20 protein-coding genes are annotated in these 26,775 nt (G+C 70.6%); 9 read left to right on the forward strand and 11 right to left on the reverse strand.

Annotated features, from left to right (window positions below; all coding sequences use genetic code 11):
* Nucleotides 1–84: 84 nt before the first annotated feature.
* Nucleotides 85–1,188 (reverse strand): type I restriction endonuclease, encoded by a 1,104-nt coding sequence (locus tag AB0M73_RS14325; protein WP_363890996.1) that lies wholly within the window; start codon nucleotides 1,186–1,188, stop codon nucleotides 85–87.
* A 228-nt stretch (nucleotides 1,189–1,416) separates the two neighbouring features.
* Here AB0M73_RS14325 and AB0M73_RS14330 point away from each other — a divergent pair, with 228 nt between their 5' ends.
* Nucleotides 1,417–3,597, forward strand: a complete 2,181-nt coding sequence (locus AB0M73_RS14330; protein WP_363890998.1) for a hypothetical protein — start codon at nucleotides 1,417–1,419, stop codon at nucleotides 3,595–3,597.
* Here the strand turns inward: AB0M73_RS14330 and AB0M73_RS14335 are convergent.
* From AB0M73_RS14335 to AB0M73_RS14345, 3 genes are all read right to left on the reverse strand, one after another.
* A complete protein-coding gene (locus AB0M73_RS14335) occupies nucleotides 3,576–5,549 on the reverse strand; it encodes an ATP-binding domain-containing protein (protein ID WP_363890999.1) in 1,974 nt (657 codons plus the stop codon). The two genes, AB0M73_RS14330 and AB0M73_RS14335, sit on opposite strands and share 22 nt — an antisense overlap.
* A 72-nt stretch (nucleotides 5,550–5,621) precedes the next feature.
* Nucleotides 5,622–7,043, reverse strand: a complete 1,422-nt coding sequence (locus AB0M73_RS14340) for a serine hydrolase (protein ID WP_363891001.1) — start codon at nucleotides 7,041–7,043, stop codon at nucleotides 5,622–5,624.
* Between the two features lie 88 nt (nucleotides 7,044–7,131).
* Entirely contained in the window at nucleotides 7,132–7,704 is a 573-nt protein-coding gene (locus AB0M73_RS14345; RefSeq protein ID WP_043716028.1) for a TetR/AcrR family transcriptional regulator, read from the reverse strand.
* A 61-nt stretch (nucleotides 7,705–7,765) separates the two neighbouring features.
* Here AB0M73_RS14345 and AB0M73_RS14350 point away from each other — a divergent pair, with 61 nt between their 5' ends.
* The 4 genes from AB0M73_RS14350 (at nucleotide 7,766) to AB0M73_RS14365 (ending at nucleotide 12,113) form a co-directional block, all read left to right on the forward strand.
* Entirely contained in the window at nucleotides 7,766–8,896 is a 1,131-nt protein-coding gene (locus AB0M73_RS14350) for an aminotransferase class I/II-fold pyridoxal phosphate-dependent enzyme (RefSeq protein WP_363891003.1), read from the forward strand.
* Nucleotides 8,886–9,791 (forward strand): sigma-70 family RNA polymerase sigma factor, encoded by a 906-nt coding sequence (locus AB0M73_RS14355; protein ID WP_363891005.1) that lies wholly within the window; start codon nucleotides 8,886–8,888, stop codon nucleotides 9,789–9,791. The genes AB0M73_RS14350 and AB0M73_RS14355 overlap by 11 nt, the downstream gene beginning before the upstream one ends.
* 54 nt (nucleotides 9,792–9,845) lie before the next feature.
* The gene (locus AB0M73_RS14360) at nucleotides 9,846–10,652 is read left to right on the forward strand and encodes an alpha/beta hydrolase (protein WP_363891007.1); all 807 of its coding nucleotides are present in this window, start codon (nucleotides 9,846–9,848) and stop codon (nucleotides 10,650–10,652) included.
* Between the two features lie 78 nt (nucleotides 10,653–10,730).
* Nucleotides 10,731–12,113, forward strand: coding sequence for a hypothetical protein (locus tag AB0M73_RS14365; RefSeq protein ID WP_363891009.1), 1,383 nt, complete (start codon nucleotides 10,731–10,733; stop codon nucleotides 12,111–12,113).
* Nucleotides 12,114–12,174: 61 nt separating this feature from the next.
* Here AB0M73_RS14365 and ligD read toward each other — a convergent pair whose 3' ends face one another.
* Genes ligD through AB0M73_RS14385 form a run of 4 tightly spaced genes read right to left on the reverse strand, consistent with a single transcriptional unit; the run spans nucleotide 12,175 to nucleotide 17,010 of the window.
* Nucleotides 12,175–13,164, reverse strand: a complete 990-nt coding sequence (gene ligD, locus AB0M73_RS14370) for a non-homologous end-joining DNA ligase (RefSeq protein ID WP_363891011.1) — start codon at nucleotides 13,162–13,164, stop codon at nucleotides 12,175–12,177.
* Nucleotides 13,161–14,228, reverse strand: coding sequence for an ATP-dependent DNA ligase (locus AB0M73_RS14375; RefSeq protein WP_363891012.1), 1,068 nt, complete (start codon nucleotides 14,226–14,228; stop codon nucleotides 13,161–13,163). The genes ligD and AB0M73_RS14375 overlap by 4 nt, the downstream gene beginning before the upstream one ends.
* 50 nt (nucleotides 14,229–14,278) lie before the next feature.
* The gene (locus AB0M73_RS14380; RefSeq protein ID WP_363891014.1) at nucleotides 14,279–15,832 is read right to left on the reverse strand and encodes a glycoside hydrolase family 28 protein; all 1,554 of its coding nucleotides are present in this window, start codon (nucleotides 15,830–15,832) and stop codon (nucleotides 14,279–14,281) included.
* A gap of 32 nt (nucleotides 15,833–15,864) precedes the next feature.
* Nucleotides 15,865–17,010 (reverse strand): cytochrome P450, encoded by a 1,146-nt coding sequence (locus AB0M73_RS14385; RefSeq protein ID WP_363891016.1) that lies wholly within the window; start codon nucleotides 17,008–17,010, stop codon nucleotides 15,865–15,867.
* Between the two features lie 114 nt (nucleotides 17,011–17,124).
* On the opposite strand from AB0M73_RS14385, the gene AB0M73_RS14390 reads away from it, so the two are divergent.
* Nucleotides 17,125–19,152, forward strand: a complete 2,028-nt coding sequence (locus AB0M73_RS14390; RefSeq protein WP_363891018.1) for a WD40 repeat domain-containing protein — start codon at nucleotides 17,125–17,127, stop codon at nucleotides 19,150–19,152.
* Between the two features lie 4 nt (nucleotides 19,153–19,156).
* On the opposite strand, the gene AB0M73_RS14395 is transcribed toward AB0M73_RS14390, so the two are convergent.
* Nucleotides 19,157–20,308 carry a cytochrome P450 gene (locus tag AB0M73_RS14395; protein ID WP_363891020.1) on the reverse strand — a complete coding sequence of 384 codons (1,152 nt, stop codon included), beginning with the start codon at nucleotides 20,306–20,308 and terminating at the stop codon, nucleotides 19,157–19,159.
* 82 nt (nucleotides 20,309–20,390) lie between these two features.
* On the opposite strand from AB0M73_RS14395, the gene AB0M73_RS14400 reads away from it, so the two are divergent.
* Complete coding sequence (locus tag AB0M73_RS14400; protein WP_363891022.1) at nucleotides 20,391–20,996, forward strand: helix-turn-helix domain-containing protein; 606 nt, start codon at nucleotides 20,391–20,393, stop codon at nucleotides 20,994–20,996.
* A 64-nt stretch (nucleotides 20,997–21,060) separates the two neighbouring features.
* Nucleotides 21,061–23,211, forward strand: a complete 2,151-nt coding sequence (locus AB0M73_RS14405) for an FUSC family protein (RefSeq protein ID WP_363891024.1) — start codon at nucleotides 21,061–21,063, stop codon at nucleotides 23,209–23,211.
* On the opposite strand, the gene AB0M73_RS14410 is transcribed toward AB0M73_RS14405, so the two are convergent.
* Nucleotides 23,208–24,185: a 2-dehydropantoate 2-reductase N-terminal domain-containing protein gene (locus tag AB0M73_RS14410; RefSeq protein ID WP_363891026.1), complete on the reverse strand. Its 978-nt coding sequence runs from the start codon at nucleotides 24,183–24,185 to the stop codon at nucleotides 23,208–23,210. The two genes, AB0M73_RS14405 and AB0M73_RS14410, sit on opposite strands and share 4 nt — an antisense overlap.
* An 89-nt stretch (nucleotides 24,186–24,274) precedes the next feature.
* Here AB0M73_RS14410 and AB0M73_RS14415 point away from each other — a divergent pair, with 89 nt between their 5' ends.
* The gene (locus AB0M73_RS14415; RefSeq protein WP_363891028.1) at nucleotides 24,275–24,844 is read left to right on the forward strand and encodes a TetR/AcrR family transcriptional regulator; all 570 of its coding nucleotides are present in this window, start codon (nucleotides 24,275–24,277) and stop codon (nucleotides 24,842–24,844) included.
* A gap of 22 nt (nucleotides 24,845–24,866) precedes the next feature.
* On the opposite strand, the gene AB0M73_RS14420 is transcribed toward AB0M73_RS14415, so the two are convergent.
* The gene (locus tag AB0M73_RS14420) at nucleotides 24,867–26,603 is read right to left on the reverse strand and encodes a transglycosylase domain-containing protein (protein WP_363891029.1); all 1,737 of its coding nucleotides are present in this window, start codon (nucleotides 26,601–26,603) and stop codon (nucleotides 24,867–24,869) included.
* Between the last annotated feature and the right edge of the window lie 172 nt (nucleotides 26,604–26,775).

Consider the following 26,775-nt stretch of genomic DNA (forward strand, 5'->3'; position numbering starts at 1 on the left):
GACCGCACCACAGTCCCCGCCCGCCGACCCGGGCGTCATGGGTCGCCCGACCCGACCGGCCGGGAACCGCTTTCCCCAAGGGCCTCAGTCGACGTCGACGGCCTTGGCCAGGTACCGGGCGACCGTCTTCCGGAGGTGGTCCGCGTGCTGGTAGATGTCCTCCGCGTCGGGGATCGCGATCCTCGTCTCCACCTTGTTCTCGTCGAAGACGCCGAGATACTTCTTGGACCGGTTGAACCACAGCCGGGCGATCGGCTTGCGGTTGTTGTCGTCCAGCAGCACGCCGAAGTACGTCTTGGTGTCCCTGGCGACCACCCGGCCGGCGGGGACCTCGCCACACACGATGGCCCGGACGATCCGGTAGCCCTCCAACTCCTCCTCCGTCGTCACGACGTCCTCGACGCCGTCCACCACCTTCATCGCCGGCTCCGGCTCGGCCGGCAGCTCCGTGGAGACGCTGACGTACGCGTCCGGTCCGCCCAGCGCGTTCTTCAGCCGGTCGTTGACCTGCTCGTTGAGGAACTGCCGCGTCGCCTTGGTCACCAGCGGCAGGAACTGGTCCCGCACGCGCTGAGTGAAGGAACCCTCGTAGACCCGCGTGGTCAGGAACCGCACCCACTCGTCCTCGGGCTGCTTGAACTGCGCGGCCAGGATTCGCTTGAGCTGCCCGATGTACTTGAGCTCGCCGGCCGCGCTGATCACCGAGTCCAGGTCGAACGACTCCTTGGTGAGCTTGGCCAGCTCGGGCAGCAGCGTGTCGTCGATGTCGGAGAAGTCCAGCACCAGGAACGGCTTCGCGTCCATCCGGTTCGGCGCGTCCAGGTCCGTGTAGAACTCGTACACCTCGCCGTTGGTCAGGATCGCGATCCGTGCGTTGGTCACCGCGAAGTACCGGAACAGCTGGGAGGCGTGCTCGATGCGCAGCGGGTCCCGGACCTTCTTGACCTCGATCAGCACCTGCACCTGACCGCCGTGCACGATGGCGTAGTCGATCTTCTCGCCCTTTTTGGTGCCCACATCCGCGGTGAACTCCGGGATGACCTCGGACGGATTGAACACGTCGTAGCCGAGCACTGTGCTGATGAACGGCATGACAAAGGCGTTCTTGGTCGCCTCTTCCGTCTCGATGTCCGCCTTGTGCTTGCGGATCTTCAGCGCGAGCGCCTGTGCTCTGTCCGCGATCTCCATGACCACGCCTTCCGACTCCGACGGCCTGCCGCATGTGCGCTCTCACATCGATGGCGGTCGGTGATCCGTTACGTGCGCTGTGCGACCGGGACGGGTGTGCTTGAAACCGGCTTTCGGTGTGTCTGTGAGCGTGACTCGCGGAGGTTGTGAGCTGCGTCCCGGTGGGGATTGTCGGACCCATGAGGTACGGTTCGGGCGATTTGGCACCACATGTTCCGAGGGGGGACAGTGACTGGGTTACGCATGCTCACGGTCGTGGGGGTGACGGCCGCGCTGGCGGTGTCGCTGCTGCCGGGGACGGCGGTGGCGGCGGGGCCGCAGGCGGCGTCGGCGGGGGCGACTTTTGTCTCGGTGACGCCGAAGCGGCTGCTGGACACGAGGACGAGCCGCAAGGTGGGGGCGGAGGACTACGTCCGGCTGGACCTGAAGAGCGTGGTGCCGGCCAACACGACGGCGGTGGTGTTCAACCTGACGGGCACGAACCCGACGGACACGACGACGGTGCGGGCGACGCCGACGCTGGCCGGGGATGCGGCGGGGGCGTCGAACCTGAACCTGGCGCCGGGGGAGACCCGGGCCAACCTGGTGACCGTCGCGATCGGACGGGCGGACTGGGCGGGCGGGGTGTACCTGACCAACCACACGGGCTCGGTGGACCTGATCGCGGACCTGGCCGGCTACTACGTGGACGACAACTCCGGCGCGCGGTACACCTCGATCAGCCCGACGCGGGTGCGGGACACGCGCGACAGCGGCGGCCCGGTGGGCCCGAACGGCACGATCTCGGTGGACCTGTCGAACGTCCTGCCGAGCATGGCCAAGGCGGTCACGTTCAACCTCACGGGCGTGAGCCCGTCCGCGGCGACGGTGATCACGGCCTGGCCGCACGGCACGACGCGGCCGGCGGTGTCCAACCTGAACCTGGTGCCCGGCGACATCCGGCCCAACCTGGTCACGGTCGCGGTGGGCCCGGACCGTGTGGTGGACCTGAACAACCTGGCCGGCAACGTGGACCTGGTGGTGGACGTCGCCGGCTACTACGCGACGGACCGCGGTGACGCGTACTTCACGCTGTCGCCGACACGGGCCACGGACAGCCGCACGGGGCCGTCGTTCGGTCCGGGCGAGTCGCGGGCGGTCGATCTGACGCCGTGGCTGCCGGCCTCGGCCAAGGCCGTGGTCTACAATCTCACCGCCACCAACACGACCTGGTCCACCTTCGTCACCGCGTACCCGGCCGGCACGTCTGTGCCGGACGCCTCCAACCTGAACCTGGTTCCTGGGCAGACGGCGTCCAACCTCGCGGTCACGCAGCTCGGCGCGGGCGGTCAGCTGGCGCTGCGCAACGCCTACGGCCGCGTCGACCTGATCACGGACGTCGCCGGCTACTTCGGCCCCGCGCCGGCGCCGTGCGCCGGCTCGTGCCTCTACGCCTTCGGCCGCAACGACTACGGCCAGCTCGGCGACGGCACTGCCACCACGTACCGGTCCCGCGGCGTGGGCCAGGTTGCCGGCCTGTCCGCGGTCAAGCAGGTCGCCGGCAGCATGGACGCCGGTTACGCGCTGCGCCAGGACGGCACGGTGTGGTCGATCGGCCGCACGGGCGAGACGAGCGGCCTCAGCGCGCAGCCGACGCAGGTCCGCGGCCTGGACAACGTCGCCTCCATCGCCGGTGGCCACCGCGCCGGCTTCGCCGTCAAGGGCGACGGCACCGTGTGGCAGTGGGACAACACGATGACCGCGTCGCAGGTGCGCGGCCTGTCGGAGGTCACGCAGGTGAGCGGCAGCTCGGTCTCGCACCTCGCGCTGCGCCGGGACGGTTCGGTGTGGCGGTGGAGCGACCTCGACAACAACCCGGCGCCCGTGCAGCTGCCGGGCCGGTTCATCGGGGTCGCCACGGACGGCGTGTCCTACTTCGTGGTCCGCGACGACCACACGGTGTGGGCGTGGGGCTCGAACTACGGCGGTGGGCTGGGCGTGGGCTCCACCGAGTCGAACGTCAGCCAGCCCACGCAGGTCGTCGGGCTGGACTCGGTGACCAAGGTGGCGGTGTCCCGCAACCAGTCGACGTACGCGATCAAGTCGGACGGCACGCTCTGGGCGTGGGGCAGCGTCTTCCTGGGCGGCCAGGACTACCCGTCGGGCGGCCCGTACACGTACAGCGCGCCGAAGCAGGTGCCCACACTGTCCAATGTGGTCGACGTGGCCGGCAGCGGCTGGAACTACGCGCTCGCGCTGACCGCCGACGGCACGGTCTGGGCCTGGGGTTCGCTTTCCTTCGCCGACGCCCTCCGCACGCCGGACATGCAGCCCACCCAGAGTCCGTCCAAGGTGCCCGGCCTGGACGGGCTGCACGTCTGCGGCATCGCCGCCGGCGGCTACCAGGGCTACGTGGTGGCCAGCAGCTGAGGTAGTGGCTCACTGTGCAGCACGGTGAGCCGGGAGATCGCCCGTGTCAGCGCGATGTACAGCAGCCGCAGGCCGGTCGCGCCGGCCGCGGCGATCTCCGCCGGCTCCAGCACGACGACGTGGTCGAACTCGAGGCCCTTGGCCAGCCCCACCGGCACCAGGGACACCTTGTGGTCGACACCGTCCTCGTGCGGCAGCCCGGCCGCGATGCCGGCCTTCGACAAATGCTTGGCCACGGCCGTGAATCGCGTGTCGTCGAGCACGACCCCGACGCTGTCGGGATGCTGCTCGGCGGCGCGCAGCACGGCCACCAGCTCGACCAGCACGTCCTCGCAGGCGACGGTGGCCAGCGCGCCGGGCACGTGCCGGCCGGAGACGGTCGGCGGCAGGTCGTCGGCGATGGCCGGCAGCAGGGCGTTCGCCACCTCGATGATCTCCCGCGGCACCCGGAAGCTGGTGGTCAGCCGCACCAGGTCGGTGGTCACGCCCAGGTGTGCGGCCACCGCCTCCCAACTGCCGGCGGCCCACGGCGTGGTGCGCTGGGCCATGTCGCCCAGCAGCGTCGCGGAACCCGCGCAGCGGCGCATGATCGCCCGCAGCTGGATCGGCGACAGGTCCTGGGCCTCGTCGATCACCACGTGCCCGTAGCGGTCGGGCGGGTTCATCAGGCCGGCGATCTCGTCGATCAGGAACCGGTCGGCCGGCGACCACCTGGCCCGCCCCGCCGACACCGGAATCACCGGCCACAGCAGGGAAGCCTGCTCCTCGTCGGTCAGCACGCCGTCGGCCGCCCGGTGCAGGGCGTCGGCGTCGGAGAGCAGCGTGAACAGCACCTGGGCCGGCGTGACGTTCGGCCACACGCCGTTGACCAGGTCCCGCAACGACTTCGCCCGCAGCAGCCGCTTCGCCTCGCCGTCGGTGAGGGCGTGGCCGCGCTCCTCCAGGCTGCGGCGGACCTGGCTGACGGCCCGTTCCAGCAGGTGTTCGCGGGCCCGGGCCAGCGGCACCTGCCGGTCGATCAGATCCGAGCACAGCTCGGTCACCGCGTACGGCGTGATCCGCACGTACGGGCTGGTCTCGCGCACCACGACGTCGTCGGAAGGCAGCCGCAGCCCCGACCACACCGCCCGGCGCAGCACCTCGGCCATCCGCGCGTCGCCCTTCAGCGCGGCGATCTCCGGCGCCTCGACCACGGTCTTCTTGCGGTCGGCCACCAAACCGTCGACCGAGCTGTGCACCACCTGGCTCTCGCCCAGCGTCGGCAGCACCCGGGAGATGTAGCGGACGAAGGTGTCGTTCGGGCCCACCACCAGCACGCCCTCCCGGCGCAGCCGGCTGTGCTCGTACAGCAGATAGGCGGCCCGGTGCAGGCCGACCGCCGTCTTCCCGGTGCCCGGCCCGCCCTGCACGATCAGGGTGCTGGCCAGCTCGGTGCGGACGATCTCGTCCTGGTCGGGCTGGATGGTGGCCACGATGTCGCGCATCGGGCCGTAGTGGGTGCGCTCGATCTCGGCGATGACCAGCCGGCTCAGGCCGGTGTCCTCGGTCAGCGGCTCGTCGTCGAAGCTGGTCAGGGTGACGCCGTCGAACCCGAACCGGCGCCGCCGGGTCACGTCCATCCGGTCGGTCGCGCTGGCCCGGTAGAACCGGGCCGCCATGTCGGTGCGCCAGTCGATCACCACCGGCTCGTCGCGCTCGTCGCTGACGTAGCGGCGCCCGATGTAGCACGGTTTCGGCTCCGGGCCGTCGATCCGGCCGAAGAACAGCGGCGACTCGTTGGCGTCGCGGAGCTGGTCGGCCCGCCACTCCAGCCACTCGACCATCAGCTCGTCGCCGGCCCGGCGGCGCGCCCGCTCGGCCAGCTCGCGCAGCTGCGCGCGGCTCTGTTTCAGGCACACGTGCGCGTGGTCCAGATAATTCCGTTCGGACAGCAGTTCCTGTTCGGCGGTCACGGCTTCCCCCTCGTCCGCATTCGCGGCGGGCGAGAATACCGGGGGAAGCCGTGACCGTAAAACGAATTAGCCTCAGCGCTGCAGGCCGGTGACGATGCCGTCGACCGCCTTGCCGAGCTGGCCGTACTTCTGGGTGTACGGCACCGGGTACACGCCGGGCGGGTCGGCCGGCCGGTTCACGTCCACGTAGTCGGTGCCGAGGTTGCAGAACACGACCGCGATGTAGTTCCGCTTGGCCTTGCCGGGCAGCGAGTGCACGATGGCGGCGTCGCTGCCGGTGGTGTCGACCCAGCCGGTCTTGTGCGCCATGGTGACCTCGGCGGCGGCGTTGCAGGGCCGGACGTCCTGCCCGTAGTACAGCCCGCCGACGTCCATGGTGCCGTCGTCCGGGTTGATCCAGCGCTGCGGGGTGACCTGCGGAATGCCGGGCGCGGGATAGTCCCGGCCGCACCAGTTGGTGGTGGACAGCATCTCGTTGTGCCCCTGGTTGCCCAGCGTCTGGAGGTAGAGTTGCCGGGCGGACGCGCTGAGCACGTCGCGCGTCACGCGGGAGCCGTCGGCGTTGGTCCACAGCGTGCCGGGGCCGCCGTTGACGATGAGCAGCAGCTTGGCGGTGTCGACCGAGCTCATGTTGGAGCCGATCCAGTGGCCGCCGTTGTTCGGGTCGGTGCCGGTGATCATCAGCGTCGCCATGCCGAGCTGCCTGAACGTGGCGTTCAGGGTGTCGATGTAGTTCTTGTCGTGCAGCAGCTTGATCAGCGCGCAGGTCGACTCGTTCTTCGACATGGTGATCATCTCGTCGAAGTACTGCCGGATCGGTTCGCTGGTGGCCTCGCCGCAGGTGGGATTGATCGTCACCGGCCGGTAGTCGTACACCGAGTCCAGGTCGATCACGTGCTGGTCGGACAGCCGCATGATGCCGAAGCCGACCATCAGCTTCAGCACCGAGGCCGGGTAGGGCGAGCTGAAGTCCAGCGCGGCGTTCTCACGGCCGGGCAGCACATCCCGGGTGCCCTTGCCGCCGTTGGCGTCCCACTCGTTGTCGTCCCACCACCGGTAGCGCACCTGGTCGGTGGCCAGCTGGCGCTGGTTGAGCGGCACGGTGACGCCGTGCGGGTACTGGGGGCTGAGCAGCACGTCGGCCATAGCGGTGGGCCGCCCGGCATCGTCGAGCTCGATCACGGCGGCGTCCATGTTGGGCGTCTGGTGGATCGGCTGCGGCGTCGCCATCGGCCCGAACACGCGCTTGGCCACGGGCATCGTGGTGGGGTCGTACTTCTCCGCCACGGCCGCGTGCCGGGACTGCCCGTTCGGCTCCGGCGGCGTGAGGTCGATGACGTCCTTGAAGTTCTGGGCGTCCACGGCCTGCCGCAGCGAGTCGGCGAGCCGGGTGCTGGCGCCCGAAGGCGCCGCCTGCGCGGCCACACCGCCGAACAGCACGGCGCTGACCGCGAGTGCGGTGGCAGCCGCGCGCCGTCCTCGGAACAAGGTCACGTTTGTCTCCCACAGGTTGGTGCTGACGCCACCGTTGTATCCGAAGAGGATTGTTCGGTGTCGGAGAACCCGCGGAAAACAACGGATGTCAACGCAGAAGTTGCCCGAAGACCGTGCTGAAGAAGTCGTCGAGGGGCTGGTCGTTCTTGACCACCTTGGAGCGCAGCAGGGCGCCTTCCCAGGCGTCGAGGATGTAGCGGCCGAGCACGTCCAGGTCGGCGTCGGTGCTGGTCTCGCCGGCTTCCCGGGCCGCCCGCAGCGTGGCGGAGATGCCCTCGGCCCAGCCTCCGAGGCTGGCTCGCACCTGGGCCCGCATGGGTTCGCTGTGGTCGGCGAGCTCCTCGCCCATGTTGCCGATCATGCAGCCGCGCGTGTAGCCGTTGCCGACGAGCACGTCGCCCATGATTCGGAACTGGGCCCGCAGCTTCTCCAGGGGCGTCAATTCTGGATCGATGACCGAGTTCCACTCGGCTTCGGCCGTGTACTTGGCCACCACTTCGACGGCAAGGTCCTCCTTGCTCTTGAAGTGGTTGTAGAACGAGCCCTTGGGCACGCCGGCGGCCCGCGTGATGGTGTCCACCGAGCACGCGGCGAAGCCGATGCGGTGGAACTCGCGGAGCGCGGTCTCCACGATGACGTCCCGGACGCTGTGACGCGGCATCCCTTCAATATGACTAGTCGTCTTGGCCCGTGTCAAACGCGGCCCGGGTGAGAATGGCCGCATGACCGACCTGCTCCCCGTCGAGCCCCTGACCCGGCTGCGCGAGCGGCGCAGCGCCAAGTGGCGCACGTACGGCCCCGAGGTGCTGCCCCTGACCATCGCCGAGATGGACTTCGCCCTGCCCGACGCCGTCAAGACCGTGCTGGCGGAGGCGGTCGAGCGCTCGGACACCGGCTACGCCATGCCCACCGACGGCCTCGGCGAGGCCCTGTCCGCCTTCGCCGAGCGGCGCTGGGGGTTGCGGATCGACCCGGCGGCGGTCACCGCGGCCACCGACGTCAGCACCGGCGTCGTCGAGATGCTGCGGCTGTTCACCACGCCCGGCGACCGGGTCGTGATCAACACGCCCGTGTACCCGCCGTTCTTCGACTGGCTGAACGAGGCCCGCGCCGAGCTGCACGAGGTGCCGCTCAAGGACGGCTGGCAGCTCGACCTCGCCGCCCTCGACCGGGCGTTCGCCACCGGGCCGGCCGCCTTCGTGCTGTGCAACCCGCAGAACCCGGTCGGCCGCGTCCACACGCCCGAGGAGCTGGCCGCCGTCGTCGAGCTGGCCACCCGGCACGGCGTGCCGGTGATCAGCGACGAGATCCACGCCCCGCTGGTCCTGCCCGGCGCGACGTTCACGCCGTTCCTGTCCGTGCCCGGCGCGGCCGAGATCGGCGTCTCCGTGATGTCCGGCAGCAAGGCCTTCAACCTGGCCGCCCTCAAGTGCGCCATGATCGTCACGGCCTCGCGGCGCATGGCGGACGTGGTGGCGAAGCTGCCGCCGGACACCCGCTGGCGCACCGGGCACTTCGGCGTCCTGGCCTCGACCGCCGCCTACACGCACGGCGACGCCTGGCTCGACCGGCTGCTGCTCACCCTGGACGACCGCCGCTCGCTGCTGACCAAGCTGATCCACGACCGGCTGCCGTCGGTGAGCTGGCGTCCGCCGCAGGCGACCTACCTGGCCTGGCTCGACTGCCGCAGCTCGGGCAGCGGAACCGCGCCGCGTGACCTGTTTCTCGGCGCCGGAGTGGCACTGGAGCCGGGAACGAGGTTCGGTGAGCACAGCGGCTACGTCCGGTTGAACTTCGGCACCAGCGCCGAGGTCCTGGAGCTGGCCGTCGACAGGATGGCGAGTGCTCTCTGACGGTGAACTGGTGCGGGCCGCGCGCGGCGGCGACGTGGGCGCGCTCGGCCTGCTGCTGACCAGGCACGAAGCCGGCATGCGGGCGGTCGCGCTGAGCATTCTCGGTTACGGCCCGGACGCCGAGGACGCCGTGCAGGACGCCTCGCTGGCCGCCCTGCGGCGGATCGGCGACCTGCGTGACCCCGAGTCGGTCGGGCCCTGGCTGCGGATGATCGTGCGCAACGCGTGCCGGGCGCGGCTGCGCACGACCCGGACCGTCGTGCCGGTGGCCGACCCCATGCCGCCGGCCGATCCGCTCTCGCCCGACCGCATCCTGGACAGCCTCGCCTCCCGCGACTGGATCTGGCACGCCGTGAACGAACTCACGCCTTCGTTGCGGCAGACGGTGCTGTTGCGCTACTTCACGGACGTCAACTCGTACGAGCAGATCGCCGCCATCCTGGAGGTGCCGGTCGGCACCATCCGCAGCCGGCTCAACCAGGCCCGAGGCAGGCTGGCCGAGGCTCTGCGGGCCACCGCCGACCACGCCCACGTCGACGCCGGCGCGGTCAACGCCGCCTCGGCCCGTGAGGCCGTCGAGACGCTGGAAGTGGCCGAACAGGGCGACTTCCCGGCGCTGGTGGCCGACCGCTGGCTGCCCGAGACCGAGTTCATCGCCGGCAACGGCCTGATCCGCGGCGGCCGCGACCTGCTCACGTTCGGCATGGACAAGGACCTGACCGAGGGCGTGCACCAGCGGTTCGTGCAGGCCGTCGAGGGCCGGGACGTGACCATCTGGACCATGGACCTGATCAGCCCGCCCGACGACCCCGAGCACTGCCCGCCCGGCGTGGTCTGGGTGATGACCCGCCGCGAGGGCCGCTTCGCCAGGATCCGCCTGTTCCATCCGGTGTGACCGCCGTCACTCGAATCGGATCGAACTTTCCGCTCCGCCCCGAATCGTGTGGGCATGACCCTCACCACGCACGTCGTCGAGCTGGACGGCGTCAAGCAGCGCTACCACATGGCCGGCAGCGGCCCCATCTGCGTCGCCCACTCCGGCGGCCCCGGCATCGCCTGGGAGTCCCTGCGGATGCGGCCGCTCGAAGAGCATCTGACCATGGTCTACGTCGAGCCGATCGGCACCGGCGAGTCCGGGCGGCTGGCCGACGACGCCGACTACACGCTCGACAACTACGTGCGCTACCTGCACGCCGTGGTCCAGGACCTGGACGCCGGCCCGGTCGTGCTGCTCGGCCACTCGCACGGCGGCTTCGTCGCCCTCAAGTACGCGCTGGCCCATCCCGTCGACGCGCTCGTGCTGTACGACACCTCGCCCGTGACCGGGGCGGAGTTCTTCGGCGATGCCGTGGCCAACCTCCAGCACGCCGGCAACGAGATCCTCGCCGCGTTCACCTCGCAGCACGCCGCGATGACCGACGAGGAGCTGACCGGGGTGCTCCAGACCATCCTGCCGGCCTACTTCGCCGACTGGCGGGTGGAGTTCGAGTCCTTCCGGGCGGCGTGCAAGATCTGGAGCGCGCCGTCTCGTGGCCAGGACGTGCCCTACGACGTCCGTGACCGGCTGCCCGAGATCACCGCGCCGGCCCTGGTGATCGTCGGCGACAAGGACCCCATCTGCGGCCCGCCGTGGGCCCGCCAGCTGCACCAGGGCCTGCCGTCGTCCCGGCTGCGGCTGATCGAGCAGTGCGGCCACATCGCGCATGTGGAGCGGCCGGAGGTGTTCTACCCCGAGGTGCTCAAGTTCCTGTCGTGAGGACGCAGGCGGGACGCTGCCTGGTGTTCAGCGTCCCGCCACTGGTCCCGCCGACCGGTCACGTTCGACGATCGTCGGATGAACCGTCTCGGCGCGTACCTGACCGCACTGACCACAGCCTCCGCCCTGATCGCCAGCCCCGCCGCGAGCCAGCCGTTCGCGAGTTCGGTGTTCCTGGCCACGCACAACAGCTACTCCGGCAACGTGGACGGGGCCAAGAACTCGATCCCGTACCAGCTCGACCACGGCGTCCGGTTCGTCGAGCTCGACGTGCACGACAACGACTACGCCGCCAACCACGACTACTCCGTCGGGCACAGCGGGCCCGGGGACCTGGTCGACCACGCCGGCAATCCCGCGTCCAACCTGCTGCACGACTGGCTCGCGGTCATCGCCGGCTGGTCTGCCGCGCATCCCACGCACGCGCCGCTGGTCGTCATGCTCGATCTCAAGGACGATCTCACCGACAACTACAGCTTCGCCGCCGGCAACCTGACCGCTGTGAACCAGGAACTCCAGTCCGCCTTCGGTTCGAGCATCCTGCACCCGGCCGATTACGTCGGTTCGCCCTCGGTCGACTCCCTGCGCGGGCGCGTCCTTCCGCTGCTGTCCGGCGACGCCGGCACCCGCACCGAGTACAAGCGGGACGTCGGCTATCACCCCGCCGTGGCGATCAACAGCCACGGCCAGATCGTCGAGGTCCACGACTCCGGCGCGGGCGCGCTCTGGTACTGGACCGGCACTGTCGCCGCCGACGGCACCGTGAACTGGCTTCGTCACGGCAAATACGACAGCGGCACCACTCCCGCCGTCGCCCTGAACGACGCCGGCCAGCTCGTCGAGGTGCACCAGTCGCAGACCGCCAGCACCCTCTGGCACCACGTCGGTCAGCTCGGTTCCGACGGCGAGATCACCTGGCAGGCCAGCCATCAGTACGACAGCGGCGTCACGCCCACGGTCGCCTTCAGCGGGAGCGGCCTGGTGGAGATCCACAAGAGCCAGAGCAGCAGCCAGAACTGGACCTGGAACGGCACGTTGTCCGGCAGCACCGTCTCGTGGACCGGCAACGCCAAGACCTCCAACGCCCTGCTGCCCAGGTCTTCCGCCTCCGCCGCCGGCCGCAGCATCTCCGTGTACACCGGCGCCGACGGCCCCACCGAGGCCCAGACCTTGCGCTACACCACTTCCGGCGTCACCGGCGGCCGCATCCGTTACCAGCAGACCGCTTTCGACGAGTTCCAGGCCGGCGACAGCGCCACCCTGCAGCAGGGCGCTGTCTTCTATGCCGCCACCGCAACGAATTCGTCGTTCATCGTCTCCGCCCGCCAGTCCGGCCACCTCGTCCGCGGCTGGGACTTCGACTCCGCCTCCGACGCCACCACCCCGCTGGCCAACTACCCGGCCTCGAACACCCCTTGGGCCCCGTGGTACCAGTCCCTAACGGCCGACGCCGTCCAGTAACCCCCATGCAGGGAAGGACGCCTTACCCTCGTTGAACGCGGGTAAGGCGTCCTTCCCTGCATCAAGGGCCCTCCGGCTGGCGGGCGCGGCTGGGGGCGACGCGGGGCGGCTCGTTCGGCATCTTCGGGTACACGGGCGGCCAGGGCGCGTCCATCAGCCCGGCGGCCATGTCCCGCTCGGACCGCTCCAGCAACGGCTCCAGGGACTGTGGCGCGTCGTTCATGCCGGCCCACGCATCGCCCTGCGACGCCAACAACGCCGGCACGGTCTGAATGGTCAGGGCATCCGGGTCAACGTCGGGCAGCCGATCCCACGCGATGGGGGTCGACACCTGACCGCCGACCCGCGGCCGCGCGCACCAGGCCCCGAAAACGGTCTTGTGCGGTGCGTTCTGGTTGAAGTCGACGAACACCCGTTGGCCCCGCTCCTCCTTCCACCACTTGGCAGTGATCAACGAAGGGTGTCGGCGCTCCAGCTCACGGGCCAGGGCGACGGCGCCGGCCCGCACCTGGTAGCCGTCCCACCGCTCGGCCAGCCGGACGTAGATGTGCAGGCCACGGGAGCCGGTGGTCTTCAGGTACGCCGTGATGCCGCACTCCGCCAGGAAATCCCGCACCAGCAGCGCCGCCTCGGCGATCTGGGTGAAGCCGATGCCGGGGGAGGGGTCGAGGTCGATGCGGAGCTCGTCGGTGACCTCCGGGTTGGCGGCATGGACGGGCCACACGTGGAAGCCGAGGCAGCCGATGTTCACCGCCCACAACACATGCGCGAGATCGGCCGCCACCAGGGCGTCGCTGGTCGTGCCGTTGGGCGTGGAGACGACGGTGGTCTGCAGCCACGGCGGCGCGGACCTGGGCACCCGCTTCTGGAAGAAGGACTTGCCGCCGGCGCCGTCGGGATAACGCTCCAGCAGCAACGGCCGCCCGCGCACGGTGTCGAGGAACGGCCCGGCGACGGCCTGGTAGTACTGGACCAGATCGAGCTTGGTCGCCCCGATCTTGCCGAAGAACACCTTCTCCGGATGGGTGATCTCCACGCCCTCGACGATCATGTCCGGAACAGCGCCTTCAACTCGGCCGGGGCGATCTGGTCCAGCTGCGAGTAGGTGCACGACTCGGGCGTCCGGTCGGGTCGGAACCGGACCAGCCGCCCGCCGTGCCGCAGCCGCCCGGCCATCACGTGCTCGTACCGGACCTCGGCCACCAGCTCGGTCCGCAGCGGCTCCCAGCTGAGGTCCTTGCCGGCGCTCCACCGGCTCTGCCCGCCCGGCATCCGCCCACCGGCCTCGGACTGCGCCACGGCCCAGCCCCGCCACGGATGCGTCTCCAGGGCGTTCTCCCGCAACGGGGCCAGCTCGTCGACGAGCTCCTTGCGCCGGGCGGCGGTCATGCTGCTGGCCACGCCGACGTGGTGCAGCGTGCCCTCGTCGTCGTACAGGCCGAGCAGCAGCGACCCGACGCCGTTTCCGTCCTTGTGCCACCGGAATCCGGCCACCACGCAGTCGGCGGTCCGCTCGTGCTTGACCTTCCACATCACCCGCTTGTCCTGCTCGTACGGCAGATCGCCGGGTTTGGCCATCACGCCGTCGAAGCCCGCGCCCTCGAACCGGGTGAACCAGTCCCGCGCGACGTCCGGGTCACGGGTCAGCGGCGTGATGTGGATACGCGCGAGGTCGCCGCCGATCGCGCCCTCCAGCAGCTCCCGCCGCCGTGCGAACGGCTCCTCCATCAGGTTGTCGTCGCCCAGCGCGAGCAGGTCGAACGCCACGAAGCTGGCCGGCGTCTCCACCGCCAGCTTGCGCACCCGCGACGCCGCCGGATGCAGCCGGTTCTGCAGCGTGTCGAAGTCCAGGCCGTCGCCGGTGACCACGACGATCTCGCCGTCCACCACGCACCGCGGCGGCAGCACCTCCAGCAACAGGTCGACCAGCTCCGGAAAGTACCGGGTCAGCGGCCGGTCGTTGCGCGAGCCGAGCTCCACCTCGTCGCCGTCGCGGAACACGATGCAGCGGAAGCCGTCCCACTTGGGCTCGAACAGCAGCCCCTCGGCGGTCGGCACTTCGTGCACGGCCTTGGCGAGCATCGGCCGCACCGGGGGCATCACTGGAAGGTCCACAGCCGGTCACGATAGGGCGTGACCGGCCGTATCGCCTGGTGACAGCGCTGTCAGAGCTCAGAGTGACCGGTCTGGTCCAGCTGCGTGTCCGCCACCGGCCGGCTGGTGGTCACCCGGAAGTCGGACACGTCGTCCAGCACGAAGGTCGGCGTCCCCGGGGCCTTGTCCGCCTTGACGTGGTGGAAGTCGGCGTCGACGACGTCCCGCAGCGCGAACGCGGGCCGCAGGTCCTGCTGCTCGTAGCGGACCTCGACGTTGTCCAGGGTGACCCCGTCGACGTGGCGGAGGAAGAAGCCGAACGCCGGCAGCGGGCCGAACATGCTCGGCTCGGGGTAGGCGTTCTCCACCTCGGGCGGGTTCTCCGGGATGCCGTTCATGGTCAGTCCGCCGACCATGTGGTGGCGCACGTTGCTGATCCGCACGTCCTCGATGCGGTGGCCCGGAATGCCGGCGATGGCCGACGGGTAGCGCGGGTCGGAGTTGTGCGCGATGACGTTGGCGATGCTGACCCGGCGCAGCGTGCCGACCGGAATGCCGGCGGGGCCGCGCATGCGGGAGCCGAGCCGGAAGAAGATCGGCATCTGCACGTCGCGCATGGTGATGTTGCTGACCGTGATGTCCTCCAGCGCGCCGCCGTCCACGGTCTCGAAGGCCAGCCCGCGGCAGTGCTCGAAGACCACGTTGGAGATGGCGATGTTCTTGAAGCCGCCGTTGGACTCGGTGCCGCACTTGATCCGGCCCGTGCGACCGAACGCGGCCGTCCTGTACGTGCCGTCGACCAGTGTGCCCAGGTCGTAGCCGCTGACGAAGCAGTTGTCGATGGTGACGTTCTCGGTGTCACGCACGTAACCCAGCGCGTACGAGCTCTTCAGCACGATCGCGTCGTCGGCCGGGGAGTTCACCGTGGTGTTGGAGATGCGGACGTTCTTGCAGCAGTCGATGTCGATGCCGTCGCGGTTGGTGTCGATCACGACGTTGTCGATGCGGAAGTTGTCCACGCCGGTGGGCAGGATGCAGAAGTGCCCGCCGTTGACCATGGTGACGTCCCTGACCACCACGTTGCGGCACAGCTTGAGCGCGATGGCCTTGTTGCCCTGCAACGGCTGCGACTCCTGGCTGCCCCCGCTGACCAGGCCCTTGCCGTCGATGGTGCCCGGTCCGCCGATGGTCACGTTGACCAGGTTCTCGCCCCAGATCAGGCTGTTGTGCCAGTGGCTGTGCCCGAAGTCCTGGTAGCTGTTGCCGGCGCCGGGCAGCTCGGCCGGGTCGTAGCCCTTGCCGTTCGCCGGCGCCGCCGCCAGCAGCGTGGCGTTGTGCGCGAGGTAGAGCGCCACATTGCTCTTGAGGTGCACGGAGTAGCTGGCGTACGTGCCGGCCGGGAAGAACACCGTCCCGCCGTGCTTGGCCGCCGCGTCGACGGCGCGGTTGATCGCCGCGGTGTCGATCGTGACGCCGTCGCCACGGGCGCCGAACTCCGTGACGTCGAACAGTTTCGCGGCCGGCTTGGCCGGCTCCGCGGCGGCGGTGCCGGCCAGCGGCAAGGCCATCCCGGCCGCGCCCGCGGCCCCCAGCGTGACGATGCGACGACGACTCACCCGGTCCATGGCACGGAGGCTACAAACGTTTACATCCTGTTTCAATAGGCCGTTCGCAACGGTAGCCGGGAGACACCTGTCATGGTCGGCGACGGCAGCGGCGTCGGCGGGTCGGCCGGGTCGGTGCGCAGCACCGGAAAGCGGTCGAGCAGCAGGTTCAGCGCGATCCGGCCCTCCAGCCGGGCCAGCGGCGCGCCCAGACAGAAGTGGACGCCCCGGCCGAACGACAGGTGCGGGTCGGAGTCACGGGTCGGGTCGAACTCGTCCGGACGGGCGAACACCCGTGGGTCCCGGTTGGCCGCGCGCGGCCACAACAGCACCATCTGGCCGGCCGGGATGACCTGTCCGCCCAGTTCGACCTCGGCCTTGGTGACCCGGGCCAGCAGGGTGAACGGAGGCCGCAGCCGCAGCGACTCCCCGATGGCGCCCGGCAGCAGCGATCGGTCCGCGCGGATTCTCGCGGCCTGCTCGGGATGTTCGTCCAGGCACAGCACGGTGTTGCCCAGCAGCATAGTCGTGGTGATGTGCCCGGCGAGCAGCAGCAGCGTGGCGAAGTTGACCACCTGGCCGTCGGTCAGGCGCTCCCCGTCCACCTCGGCCTGGACCAGCTCGGTCAGCAGGTCCTGGCGCGGCCTGGCCCGTCGCTCGTTGGCGTGTTGGTTGAGGTAGTCGACCATCGGCTGGACATCCCGTGCCAGCTTCTCGAAGCGCCGGGCCTGATCGCCGTTCTCGTCCTTGGCGGTGAACCCTATGTCGTCGGCCGTCAGGACCTCCGCCCACTGCCGGAACAGGTCCCGGTCGCTCGCCGGCACGCCCAGCAGCTCGGCGATGACGATCACCGGCAGCGGATGGGCCAGCTGCGACACCAGTTCCAGGTCGCCGTCCACGTCGTCGAGCAACTCGGTGGTCAGCGCCGCGATGCGCGGCTCCAGGCCGGCCACGACCTTGGGTGTGAAGGCGTGGCTGACCAGGGTGCGTAGTTTGCGGTGGTTCGGCGGATCCATCTGCACGAGGTTGCCGTCATTGACCATCTCGCTGCCCGGCCGGTCGCCGGTGATCAGGCGGGAGACGTCGGAGGAGAACGTCGCCGGGTCGTTCAGCGCCGCCAGGGCCTCCGGGTGGCCGAACACGTTCCAGGCGCCGGTGCGCTCGTCGAGCTGGACGGTGGCGTTGTCGTTGGTGGTCATGGGTTTCACGGTGGCCGGGGCCGGTTGTGCGGCGGTTTCAGGCCGGTTTCACGGGGTGTCAACTACGCATATGTGCGTATGTCATGGGGTGGTGGCGGTGCCGACAATGCCCGCGTGGCGTTGATCAGGATCGGTACGGCGCCAGCGCCGCGACTGACGGAGACCTTCACCCTGCCCCTGCCGGACGGCGGCCTGCACAGCGTCGTTGTGCTGCCCGACGGCGACACCTGCGTGGTCAGCGCCGAGAACGACGGCACGCTCTACCTGGTGTCGTTGGCCGAGGGGCGGGCTTTCGACCGGCTCGTCGGGCATGTGGGGCCGGTGAACAGCCTGGCGCTGGCCGACGCCGGCCGGCTGCTGCTGTCGGCGTCCGACGACGAGTTCATCCGGGTGTGGGACACGCGGACGTGGCAGACCGTCGCCGTGCTGGCCGGGCACAGCGGGCACATTCGCTCCGTCGCCGCGCAGGGCATGGTCGCCGTGTCCGGTGGGGAAGATCGCACCGTACGGGTGTGGGACCTGGGTTCGGCCACCTGTATGGCCGTCCTCGACGACCATGTGTCCAGTGTGGACCATGTCGCCGTCAGTCCGGACGGGGCGATCGCCGCCTCGGCCGGGCGGGACAACCAGGTCCTGTTGTGGGACCTGGACGGCCTGCGGCTGTCCCGTGAGCTGTACGGGACGCCCCAGTTCATCCGGGAGATGCCGAACATGGGACGGATGGGGGACACGTGGATCCTGTGTGGACGCAACGACACCGGCCGGGGGCATGAGGAAGCGCCGACGGCGTTGCTGTTCGGCGACTCCTGCCTGTACACGGCGGCCGGCGAGGTGATCTGCTGGGATCTGGCCGACGACTCCGAGGTCGCCCGGTTTCCTCGGCAGGGGTTCATCAACACCCTTGGCGTGTATGGGGAATTCGTGGCCGCCGGGTCGCTGCACGGCATACGCGTGTGTGGCAAGGACGGGGTGCTGGCGACGTTCGGGGTGGAAACCGGGCGGGTCGTCGATCTCGCCTACCTGCCGGACGGCCGGCTGGTGACTGCCCACGAGCGCGGTTCCCTCAAGCTGTGGCCCGCTCTGCGTGGCGATGAGCAGGACGGCGGCCGGCACCACTCGAACGTCACCGACATCGTCACCTCCGGCGACGGTTCCTTGGCCGCCAGCCTCAGCCTGACCGGCGAGGTTCTGTTGTGGGACGTGGCTTCCGGCGCAGTCATCGCCGTTGTCGACAGCAGCGATGTGCCGTGTGAGCCGGTGTTCCTTCCCGACGGCACCTTGGTGGTCGCCGAGCGCGCCAAGCTGCATCTGGTGTCACGGGACGGAAGCCAGCGGATCCTGCTGCCGGCCGGCGGGGAGGCGAACATCGTCTCCGTGGCCGTGGTGGACGACCGTTCGCTGTTGGTCGTCCCGTACAGCGCGCCGCCCCAGCTCTGGTCCCTGGACGGTCCCCAGCGCGCTTTTGTCGGCGCGTCGGGCAATGGCGTCCGTTTCCCGTCGTTGATCGTCGACGGGCTTGCCCTGGTTCCGTCCGCGCTCCCGTCCGAGCATCCCCTGATCGGTGGCCTTTCCGTCAACGTGACCGGGGTTCCCGCCTTGCAGTGCTGGGATCTCGCCTCCGGTGAACTCCGGTGGACCCGCCACGGCCGGATCACCACCGAGCTCGTGTGGGCCACCTACTGCTGGACCGTCCGGCTGGCCGACGGCGCCGTCGCCACTCCCGGCGAGCTCGGCGACGAGACCTCCCTGATGCTGCTCGACGCCGCGACCGGCGACACCCACCAGGAGTTCTTGCTGCCCAAGGGCTACAGCCACCCTTGCGTCGAACTGGTCGACGGCGCCCTGCTTTTCGTCGACCACGACGAGCTCGTCAGCACCGTGTGGGGCATCGACCCCGACGAGGACGTTCTCCGGCCCCGCCTTCAGTTCCCTCGCTCCCGGGCCCTGTGCCTGGTGCCGGACCGAAACCTGGTGGTGCGCCTGGGGGAGCAGCACCTGTACGCCCATCGGCTGAGCTCCGGCCGTGCGGTGTGCGAGGTGCGGTTGCCGGCGGACGCCGCGTGCCTGGCCATGGCCGGCGACGTGGCGGTGGTGGGCGATCGTGACGGCGGGGTGCACTTCTTCCGGGTCGAGCTCGACTGAGGGCTCACCAGGCGACGGGCAGGGCCTCCACGCCGTAGACGGGGTTGGTGGTGCGGAAAGCGATTTCCGATGACGGCACCGCGAGGCGCAGCGTGGTGAAACGGCGGAACAGGGCGGGGAAGGCGACCGCCATCTCCAGGCGGGCCAGCGGGGCGCCGACGCAGTGGTGGATGCCGTGGCCGAAGGCGACGTGCGGGGCGGGCTTGCGGGTGAGGTCGAAGCGGTCGCCGTCGGGGATGAAGGCGGCGTCCCGGTTGGCCAGGTGCATCAGGCACAGGACGAACTCGCCGACCTCCAGGCGGTCGCCGCCGACGGTGAGCTCGGTGACGACCTCGCGCGGCACTCCGAAGTGGACGACCGACAGGTAGCGCACCAGCTCCTCGACGCCGCCCTCGACCACGGCCGGATCGTCCCGCATGAGGGCGAGCTGGTCGGGATTCTCCAGCAGCAGCAACGAACCGAGGCCCAGCATGTTGGACGTGGTCTCGTGGCCGCCGATCAACAGCATGCTGGCCAGCCCGACGAGCTCCGCGAAGGACAGGTCGTCGCCGTGCTGGGTGATCAGGGCGCCGATCAGGTCCTCGCCGGGGGCCCGCTGGTGCTGCCGCACGAGCTCGGACAGGTACTGGCCCATCTCCTCGCCGGCCCGCGTGCGCTCCTCCAGCGGGATGGCGAAGTCCAGCTGGCTGCGGGTCAGGCTCTGGAAGGCGGCCCGGTCCGAGTAGGGCACGCCCAGCAGCTCGCAGATCACCAGCGACGGCACGGGCAGCGCGAACTCGGCCACGAGGTCGACGCCGGGACCGGCGGCGGCCATGGCCGACAGGGCTTCGTCGACGATCTCCTCGATGCGGGGGCGCATGGCCCGCATGCGGCGCAGGGTGAACTCGGGGCTGAGCATACGGCGCAGGCGCGTGTGCGCCGGCGGGTCGTAGCCGAGGATGAAGCCGACGTCCTCGGTTCCCTGTAACCGCGACTGGGCGCCGTTGCTGAACTCGACGGAGTTGCCGAGCACGGCCCGCACGTCCTCGTGCCGGACGGCCAGCCGGGCCGGGCCGAACAGCGACGTGATGCGGGGCAGACCCGGCCGGGCGGCCACCTCGCGCAGCGCGGCCGAGGGGTCGAAGCGGTCGCGGGTCATCTCGAGGGGAGTGGTCATGCGGGCGGCCCCCATAAGCGGTAGTGAGCTCTCAGTTGAGCCTAGCAAAGTGAGAGCGCGCTCTCGGTGCTAGCATCGCCGCGTGCCGGCGTCACGGAACTCCGCAGGTCAGCGGGCTGCTCGCACGGACGCCCGGCGCAACGCCGAGCGGATCCTGGCGGTGGCGCACGAGGTGTTCGGCCAGCGGCGGCACGACGTCCCGCTGGAGGAGATCGCCCGCCGCGCCGGCGTGGGCCCGGCGACGCTGTACCGGCACTACCCCAGCCGGGACGACCTGGTCGCGGCCGTCGTCCGCGAGCGGTACCTCGAACACGTTGCCCCCATCCTGGACGAGGCGGACACGGACCCGGACGCGCTGCGCGGCCTGCTGCGCTGCTTCGAGGCCGCCCTGGAGATCCACGCCACGGACCTGTGCGCGGCCACCACCCGCGGGCTCCCGGCCGTGGCGGACGGCCTCTCCCGCGCATTCTTCCACCACGTGGCCCGGGTCCTCGCCCGCGCACAGGAACAAGGCAGCGTGCGGCAAGACATCGGCCCGGCCGATCTGCCCCGGCTGCTGTCCATGGTCTGCGCCACGGTCCCCTTCGACGAGCACGATGGGTGGCGCCGCTACCTCGCGCTGCTGGCCGATCTGCTGCGGAGTGCGCCCACGGCGCCGCTGCCGCCCCTGGGACCCGGAAACAGTTGACGGACGGCAGGTAGTCCCGGGCGCAGCCGTGTCGCCCCGGCGGGACGGCCAATATGCTCGCCGAATGACCAGCTTGCAAGGGCTGTGGTCCACGCCCGCGGCGCTGCGTGCGGTGCGCGCGACCGTGGTGGTGCCAGGGCTGTTCGCGTTCTGCTACACCGTGCTCGGCGACCTCCAGGTGGCGACGTTCGCGGCGTTCGGCGGATTCGCGACGCTGGTGCTGGCCGCCTTCGGGGGCCGCGCCGGGGACAAGGTGGTGGCCCACCTGGGCCTGGCCTTGGCCGGCAGCGCCTTGATCGTCGTCGGCACGGCGGTGAACCAGTCCGTGCTGGTGGCGTCGCTGGTGACGCTGCCGGTGGTGTTCCTGGTGCTGTTCGCGGGCGTGGGCGGCCCGAACGCCGCCTCGGGCAGCACGGCGGCGCTGCTGGCCTACGTGCTGCCGGCGGCATCGCCGGGGACGATGGCCATGCTGCCGGAACGCCTGGCCGGCTGGTGGCTGGCGTCGATCGTGGGCACGGCGGCGGTGCTGGCGCTGTCGCCGCGGCCGCCCGGCGCGCTGCTGCGGCTGGCGGTGGCCAAGAACGCCCGCGCGCTGGCCGACCAGCTCAACGCGGCGCTGAGTGGAGACCGTGACCCGAAGTTCCGGCAGCGCTCGCTGGAGTGCAAGCACAACCTGCTGAGCACCTTCACCTCCACGCCGTACCGGCCGACCGGGCTGGCCGCGGCGGACCAGGCGCTGGACAGCCTGGTCGGCCTGCTGGAGTGGTGCACGTCGGTGATCTGCGACAGCCTCCGCGAGTACGACGACCTCACGCACATCGACGAGGTGGAGCGCCGACTGCTGGCCGACACCGCGTCGGTGCTGCTGGACGTGGCGGCGCTGCTGACCGACGAGCCGACCAAGCCGCAGCTGGACTGCCTGGAACACAGCCTCGCCGCCAGCGTCGAGCACCTGCGACGCCTGCGCAGCGACAGCGCGGAGTTCGGCGCGGCGGTGCACCTGTCGTTCCACGCGCGCACCGCGGCCGTCGCGGCGCACACGGCGCTGGCCGACGCCCTGATCGCCGCCCACCGCGCCGACCCGGCGATCGTGTCGAACGGCCGCAGGCGTTGGTACGGAACGGATCTGGCCCAGAGCGAGCGCCGCCTGGCCGGCGTGACGACGCTCGCCAACGCGGTGTCGCGGCACGCCAACCTGCGGTCGGTGTGGTTCCTGAACAGCGCGCGCGGCGCCATCGCCTTGGCGGCAGCGGTCGCCGTCGCCGATCTCACCGGCGTGGAGCACGGGTTCTGGGTCGTGCTGGGCACGCTGTCCGTGCTGCGCACCAACGCCGCGTCCACCGGCTCCACCGTGCTGCGGGCCCTGCTCGGCACCGTGGTCGGCTTTGTCATCGGCGCCGCGCTGCTGCTGGCCATCGGCTCCAGCACCGCCGCCCTGTGGACCGCGCTGCCGCTGGCCGTGCTCGTCGCCGCCTACGCCCCCGGTGTGCTGCCCTTCGCCGCCGGCCAGGCCGCCTTCACGGTCGTCGTGAGCGTGCTGTTCAACCTGCTGGTGCCGGCCGGCTGGCAGATCGGCGTGGTGCGGATCGAGGACGTCGCCATCGGCTGCGCGGTGAGCCTGGCCGTGGGCGTCCTGTTCTGGCCGCGCGGCGCGGGGTCACTGGTCGCCGACGACCTCGCCGACGCCTTCCGCACCGGCGGCCTCTACCTCTCCGACGCCGCCCACTGGGCCCTCGGCCTGCGCCCCGACGCCCCGACCGCCTCCGCCGCCATCGCCGCCGGCAGCCGCCTCGACGAGGCCCTGCGCGGCTTCCTGGCCGAGCAGGGCACCAAGCGGGTGCCCAAGGAGGACCTCTGGCGGCTGGTCGCCGGCGCCATGCGGGCCCGCCTCACCGCCCACTCCCTCGCCGGCCTGCCCGCCGCCCCCGGCGAGCCCGACCCCCTACGGCAGCTTCTCGGCGACCACGCCGGTCAGGTCGCCGCGTGGTTCGACCACCTCGCCTCACGGCTGGACCGTGCCGACCACAGCGGCGTGCCCATGCTCGCGCCGCCGGAGCTCCGGGAACCCGTCCTACCCAACGGCGCCACCGTCCCCGACCTCTCCACGGCGCTGTGGGTCGGCGAGCACCTCAAGCACGTCACGCCGCGGCTGATGGAGCTCGTCGCCCCCGCCGGCGCGGTCGCCGCCCAACGCCACCGCGCCTGGTGGCGCTAGGTGACAACGCGCTGATCACCCGTTCCCTCACGGGCGAAGTGCGGTTCCGCCGCTTCCAGTCGCGGCACCGAGATGCCCAACCGTCGCGCTTCGGCCAGGGTGTCCCGGCATACCTCCCGCGGCTCCTCGGCGTCGGGGTCGGAGTGCGCCGTGAGGCTCACGCGCGCAGGCGCGATATGAGCAGTGAGCCAGGCGAGCACGGGGGCCGTCAGCCAGGTGGGCGCCCGGAACAGCAGCACACCGCCCCGGTGACGTCGCAGGTCGATGCCGCGCGCCTGGAGCACCGGCAGCAGCTCGCGGCCGGCCAGCAGCCCCTCGCGCAGGTCGCCCGTCACCCCGGCCAGCTTGGACAGCGAACCCAGCCGCAGGCCCTGGGAGAACAGGCCGGCGTCCGACACGAAATGGACCCACAGCCAGCCCCGGAAGTCGGGCTGTTCCTTGATCCGGAGCCCGGCCTCGCGAAACATCCGGCGCACGGCCCGTTCCCGGTCGGTCGGGGGCCGGCCGAGGGTGCCGACGACGACGGAGGGCAGCAGCGCCCCACGGAGCGTGCCGTCCTCGCCGAAACCGCCGCCGGCTTGGGGAAAGCCCCAGGCGACCTGGTCGAGGGGGAGCTCGCCGATCGCGGCGAGCGGCTCGGTCCAGATGTTGCCGAAGACCAGCACCGTGGCCTGGCCGACACGCGGGGACAGGAAGGCCGTCGCCTCCGCGAGGCGGTGGTGCGGCACGCTGAGCACGATCAGGTCGAAGTCGTGGTCCGGCTCCAGCGTCTCGCGGTAGCGCACCGGCCACTTCTCGACGACGCGCTGCCCCCACACCCGGCGCCGCCCGTCGAACAGATCGAGGTCGACCGAGTCCCCGTAGGTCGCCGCGCGACCCGGCCGGACGTAGCACTCGACGTCATGTCCCGCCTGGTGGAGGACCCAGCCGTAGACGGTCGCGATCACGCCTCGGCCGAACATCAGGATCTTCACGCTGCACCTCATGGCGTACGATCGATCTGGAGGTCATCTCCACTTTCAAAATATGGAGATCATCTCCACTTGTCAACCGGGAGCAGCGCATGACCGCCGACAAGCCACTGCGGGCCGATGCCCGGCGCAAGCGCGAGTCCCTGCTCGCCAAGGCGCGGGAGGTCTTCGACGCCGGGGACTTCTTCGACCTGCGCTTCGACGACTTCGCCCGCCTGGCCGGAGTGGGCACCGGCACGCTGTACCGCCACTTCCCCACCCGGGAGGCGCTGGCCGAGGCGGTCTACCACGGTGAAGTCGCCACGCTGTGCGACCGCGCCCGCCAGCTCCAGGCCACGCTGCCCGCGGCGGAGGCCTTGGCGACCTTCCTGCGCGGCATGGTCGACCACATAGCCGCCCACGAGGGTCTGGCCCGGACGCTGGCAACGCTCATGGCCAGCGGCTCAGGCGCCATGGCCGAGGGCAGCCGGGCGCTGGAGCAGGCCGTCACCGACCTGGTGGCCGACGCCGTCCGGGACGGCACGGTTCGCGACGACGTGGATGCCGGTGCCGTCATGATGGCGCTGCACGGCATCGGCGCGGCCCATGACCGTCCCCACTGGCGGGCCGAGGCCGACAGTGTCATCACGCTCGTGCTGGACGGGCTGCGCCGCCCGCGATGACAAGCTGCGACGGCCGAACCGGCTAGAACTGCACAGCCGGCTTGTCCTTCAGGTAGGAGTTCATGTACTGCTGCCAGATCCCGGTCGGCGCGTCCACGCCTTCCTTCATCGGCGCGAGCTCCTTGCGGTGGCCCACCCAGACGGCGGTGACCACCTGTGGGGTGTAGCCCACGGCCCAGGCGTCGGAGTTGTCAGGGGAGTCGAGGAACTCGGTCGCCCCGGCCTTGGACGCCACCTGCCGGCCGCCCTCCAGGCCGGGCCCGGTGAGCATCGACTGGGTGACCAGCTGGCTCTGCGCCGGCTCGAAGACCCGGGTGGGGGTGGCCTTCGGGTTGGCCTTGACGTCGTAGATCGGGTTGTTCTTGGTGTCGGCGATGCTGCTGATGAAGTGGGCCGGCTTGTACTGGCCGTTGGCGGCCAGCGTGGCGTAGGCCTGCGCCATGTCAAGGGGCCGCACGGGGTAGCCGCCCGCGCCGATGATGTCGCCGGTCTGCTTGCCGTCGCCGGAGGTCAGCGCCGGACCGGCCTTGCCGCCGATGACCTGGGTGGGGGCCACCCCGGCCTTCAACGCGGCGTCCTTGACCTGGAGTGGGCCGATGTCGTCGGTCATCTTGTAGAACACGGTGTTGGTGTTGTTCTTCATGGCGTCGCCGACCGTGCACTGCGGGCCGCAGTCCGCGCCGCCGAAGTTCTTGATCGACTGGCCGCCGACGACGACCGGGGCGGTGCCGTTGTACGGCGTGGCCAGGGTGATCTGGGGATTGGCGCGGATCGCGGCCATCAGCACCAGCGGCTGGAAGACCGGACCGGGCTGGGCGACGGTGTCCGCGCTGTCGGGCACGGCCTGGTCGGGATGGTCGCCGCCGAACCACGAGACGATGTCGCCGCTGGTGGGGTTGATCGACACCAGCGCGGCGCCGACGTCCGGATCGGTGGACTTCAGCGACTGGGCGGCCTTCTCGGCCAGGTTCTGCGCCTTGGGGTCGATGGTGGTGTGCACCTGGGCCCCGATGTGCCGCAGGGTGTCCTCGTCGATGCCCTCGTCCTTGGCCTCGGCCAGCACCTGCCGCACGATGAACGTCCGCGCGGGCGGCAGCGAGCCGGAGTTCGAGGGGATGGGCTTGGGCGGCGTGACGTACTTGGCCCGCTCGTCCTGGCCGAGCCAGCCGTTGGCCACCATCCGGTCCAGGGCGTGCGACCACTGCTGCTCGGTCCACTTGTCGTCCTCGCTGCGGGACGGCTGGTCGATGCAGCCGGCCAGGAACGCCGCCTGGGACGGGTTGAGCTTGTCCACGTTCACGCCGAAGTAGGCCTGGGCCGCGGCCTGGATGCCGTAGGCGCCGCGGCCGAGGTAGACCAGGTTCAGGTAGCCGGCCAGGATGTCGGCCTTGGTCTGCTGCTCGTTGAGCTTGAGCCCCCGCACCAGCTGGACCCACTGCTCGGGCAGCGACTGCGCGTCCTCGCCGGTGGCCAGCCTGACGAACTGGGTGGTGATGCCGCCCTGGCCGATGTTGGTCTCGAAGCCCTCGTCCTCGGCCGCCTCGACCGCGTGCCGCACGACCGGCGGGATCTGGTCGATGCCCACCACGGTGCGGGTGCCGCCGGTGCTCGGGCCGATGGTGGTCATCACCGAGCCGTCGGAGTAGTACACCGTCACCGTCTGCTGCTGGTCGAGGACGGCCTTCGGGTCGGGTGTGTGAACCATGCCGTAGGTGATGCCGAACGCGATGAGCGGTATCGCGACGATGACAGCGGCCACTACGTACCCGACCCGGCGCACACGACGCCAATTGATGTCAGGATGCGTGGCTTCCTCGTTCACGCCGGACTACCCCCTCACGATCGCCGGCGTCATGTCTATCAGTTGCCTGTAAGGACACCGTCAGGCGGTGGTTGTTGCGCGCCCGTCGTTCGGCGGGTTGAACCGACCG

The sequence above is a fragment of the Kutzneria sp. NPDC051319 genome (assembly GCF_040682195.1).
GTDB lineage: Bacteria > Actinomycetota > Actinomycetes > Mycobacteriales > Pseudonocardiaceae > Kutzneria.

Bases quoted from the DNA above. Each gene is read 5' to 3' on its own strand.
- AB0M73_RS14325 (WP_363890996.1), bottom strand. From the start codon at position 1,188: ATGGAGATCGCGGACAGAGCACAGGCGCTCGCGCTGAAGATCCGCAAG.
- AB0M73_RS14345 (WP_043716028.1), bottom strand. From the start codon at position 7,704: ATGCCGCGTCACAGCGTCCGGGACGTCATCGTGGAGACCGCGCTCCGC.
- AB0M73_RS14350 (WP_363891003.1), top strand. From the start codon at position 7,766: ATGACCGACCTGCTCCCCGTCGAGCCCCTGACCCGGCTGCGCGAGCGG.
- AB0M73_RS14360 (WP_363891007.1), top strand. From the start codon at position 9,846: ATGACCCTCACCACGCACGTCGTCGAGCTGGACGGCGTCAAGCAGCGC.
- AB0M73_RS14365 (WP_363891009.1), top strand. From the start codon at position 10,731: ATGAACCGTCTCGGCGCGTACCTGACCGCACTGACCACAGCCTCCGCC.
- ligD (WP_363891011.1), bottom strand. From the start codon at position 13,164: ATGATCGTCGAGGGCGTGGAGATCACCCATCCGGAGAAGGTGTTCTTC.
- AB0M73_RS14380 (WP_363891014.1), bottom strand. From the start codon at position 15,832: ATGGACCGGGTGAGTCGTCGTCGCATCGTCACGCTGGGGGCCGCGGGC.
- AB0M73_RS14385 (WP_363891016.1), bottom strand. From the start codon at position 17,010: ATGACCACCAACGACAACGCCACCGTCCAGCTCGACGAGCGCACCGGC.
- AB0M73_RS14395 (WP_363891020.1), bottom strand. From the start codon at position 20,308: ATGACCACTCCCCTCGAGATGACCCGCGACCGCTTCGACCCCTCGGCC.
- AB0M73_RS14405 (WP_363891024.1), top strand. From the start codon at position 21,061: ATGACCAGCTTGCAAGGGCTGTGGTCCACGCCCGCGGCGCTGCGTGCG.
- AB0M73_RS14415 (WP_363891028.1), top strand. From the start codon at position 24,275: ATGACCGCCGACAAGCCACTGCGGGCCGATGCCCGGCGCAAGCGCGAG.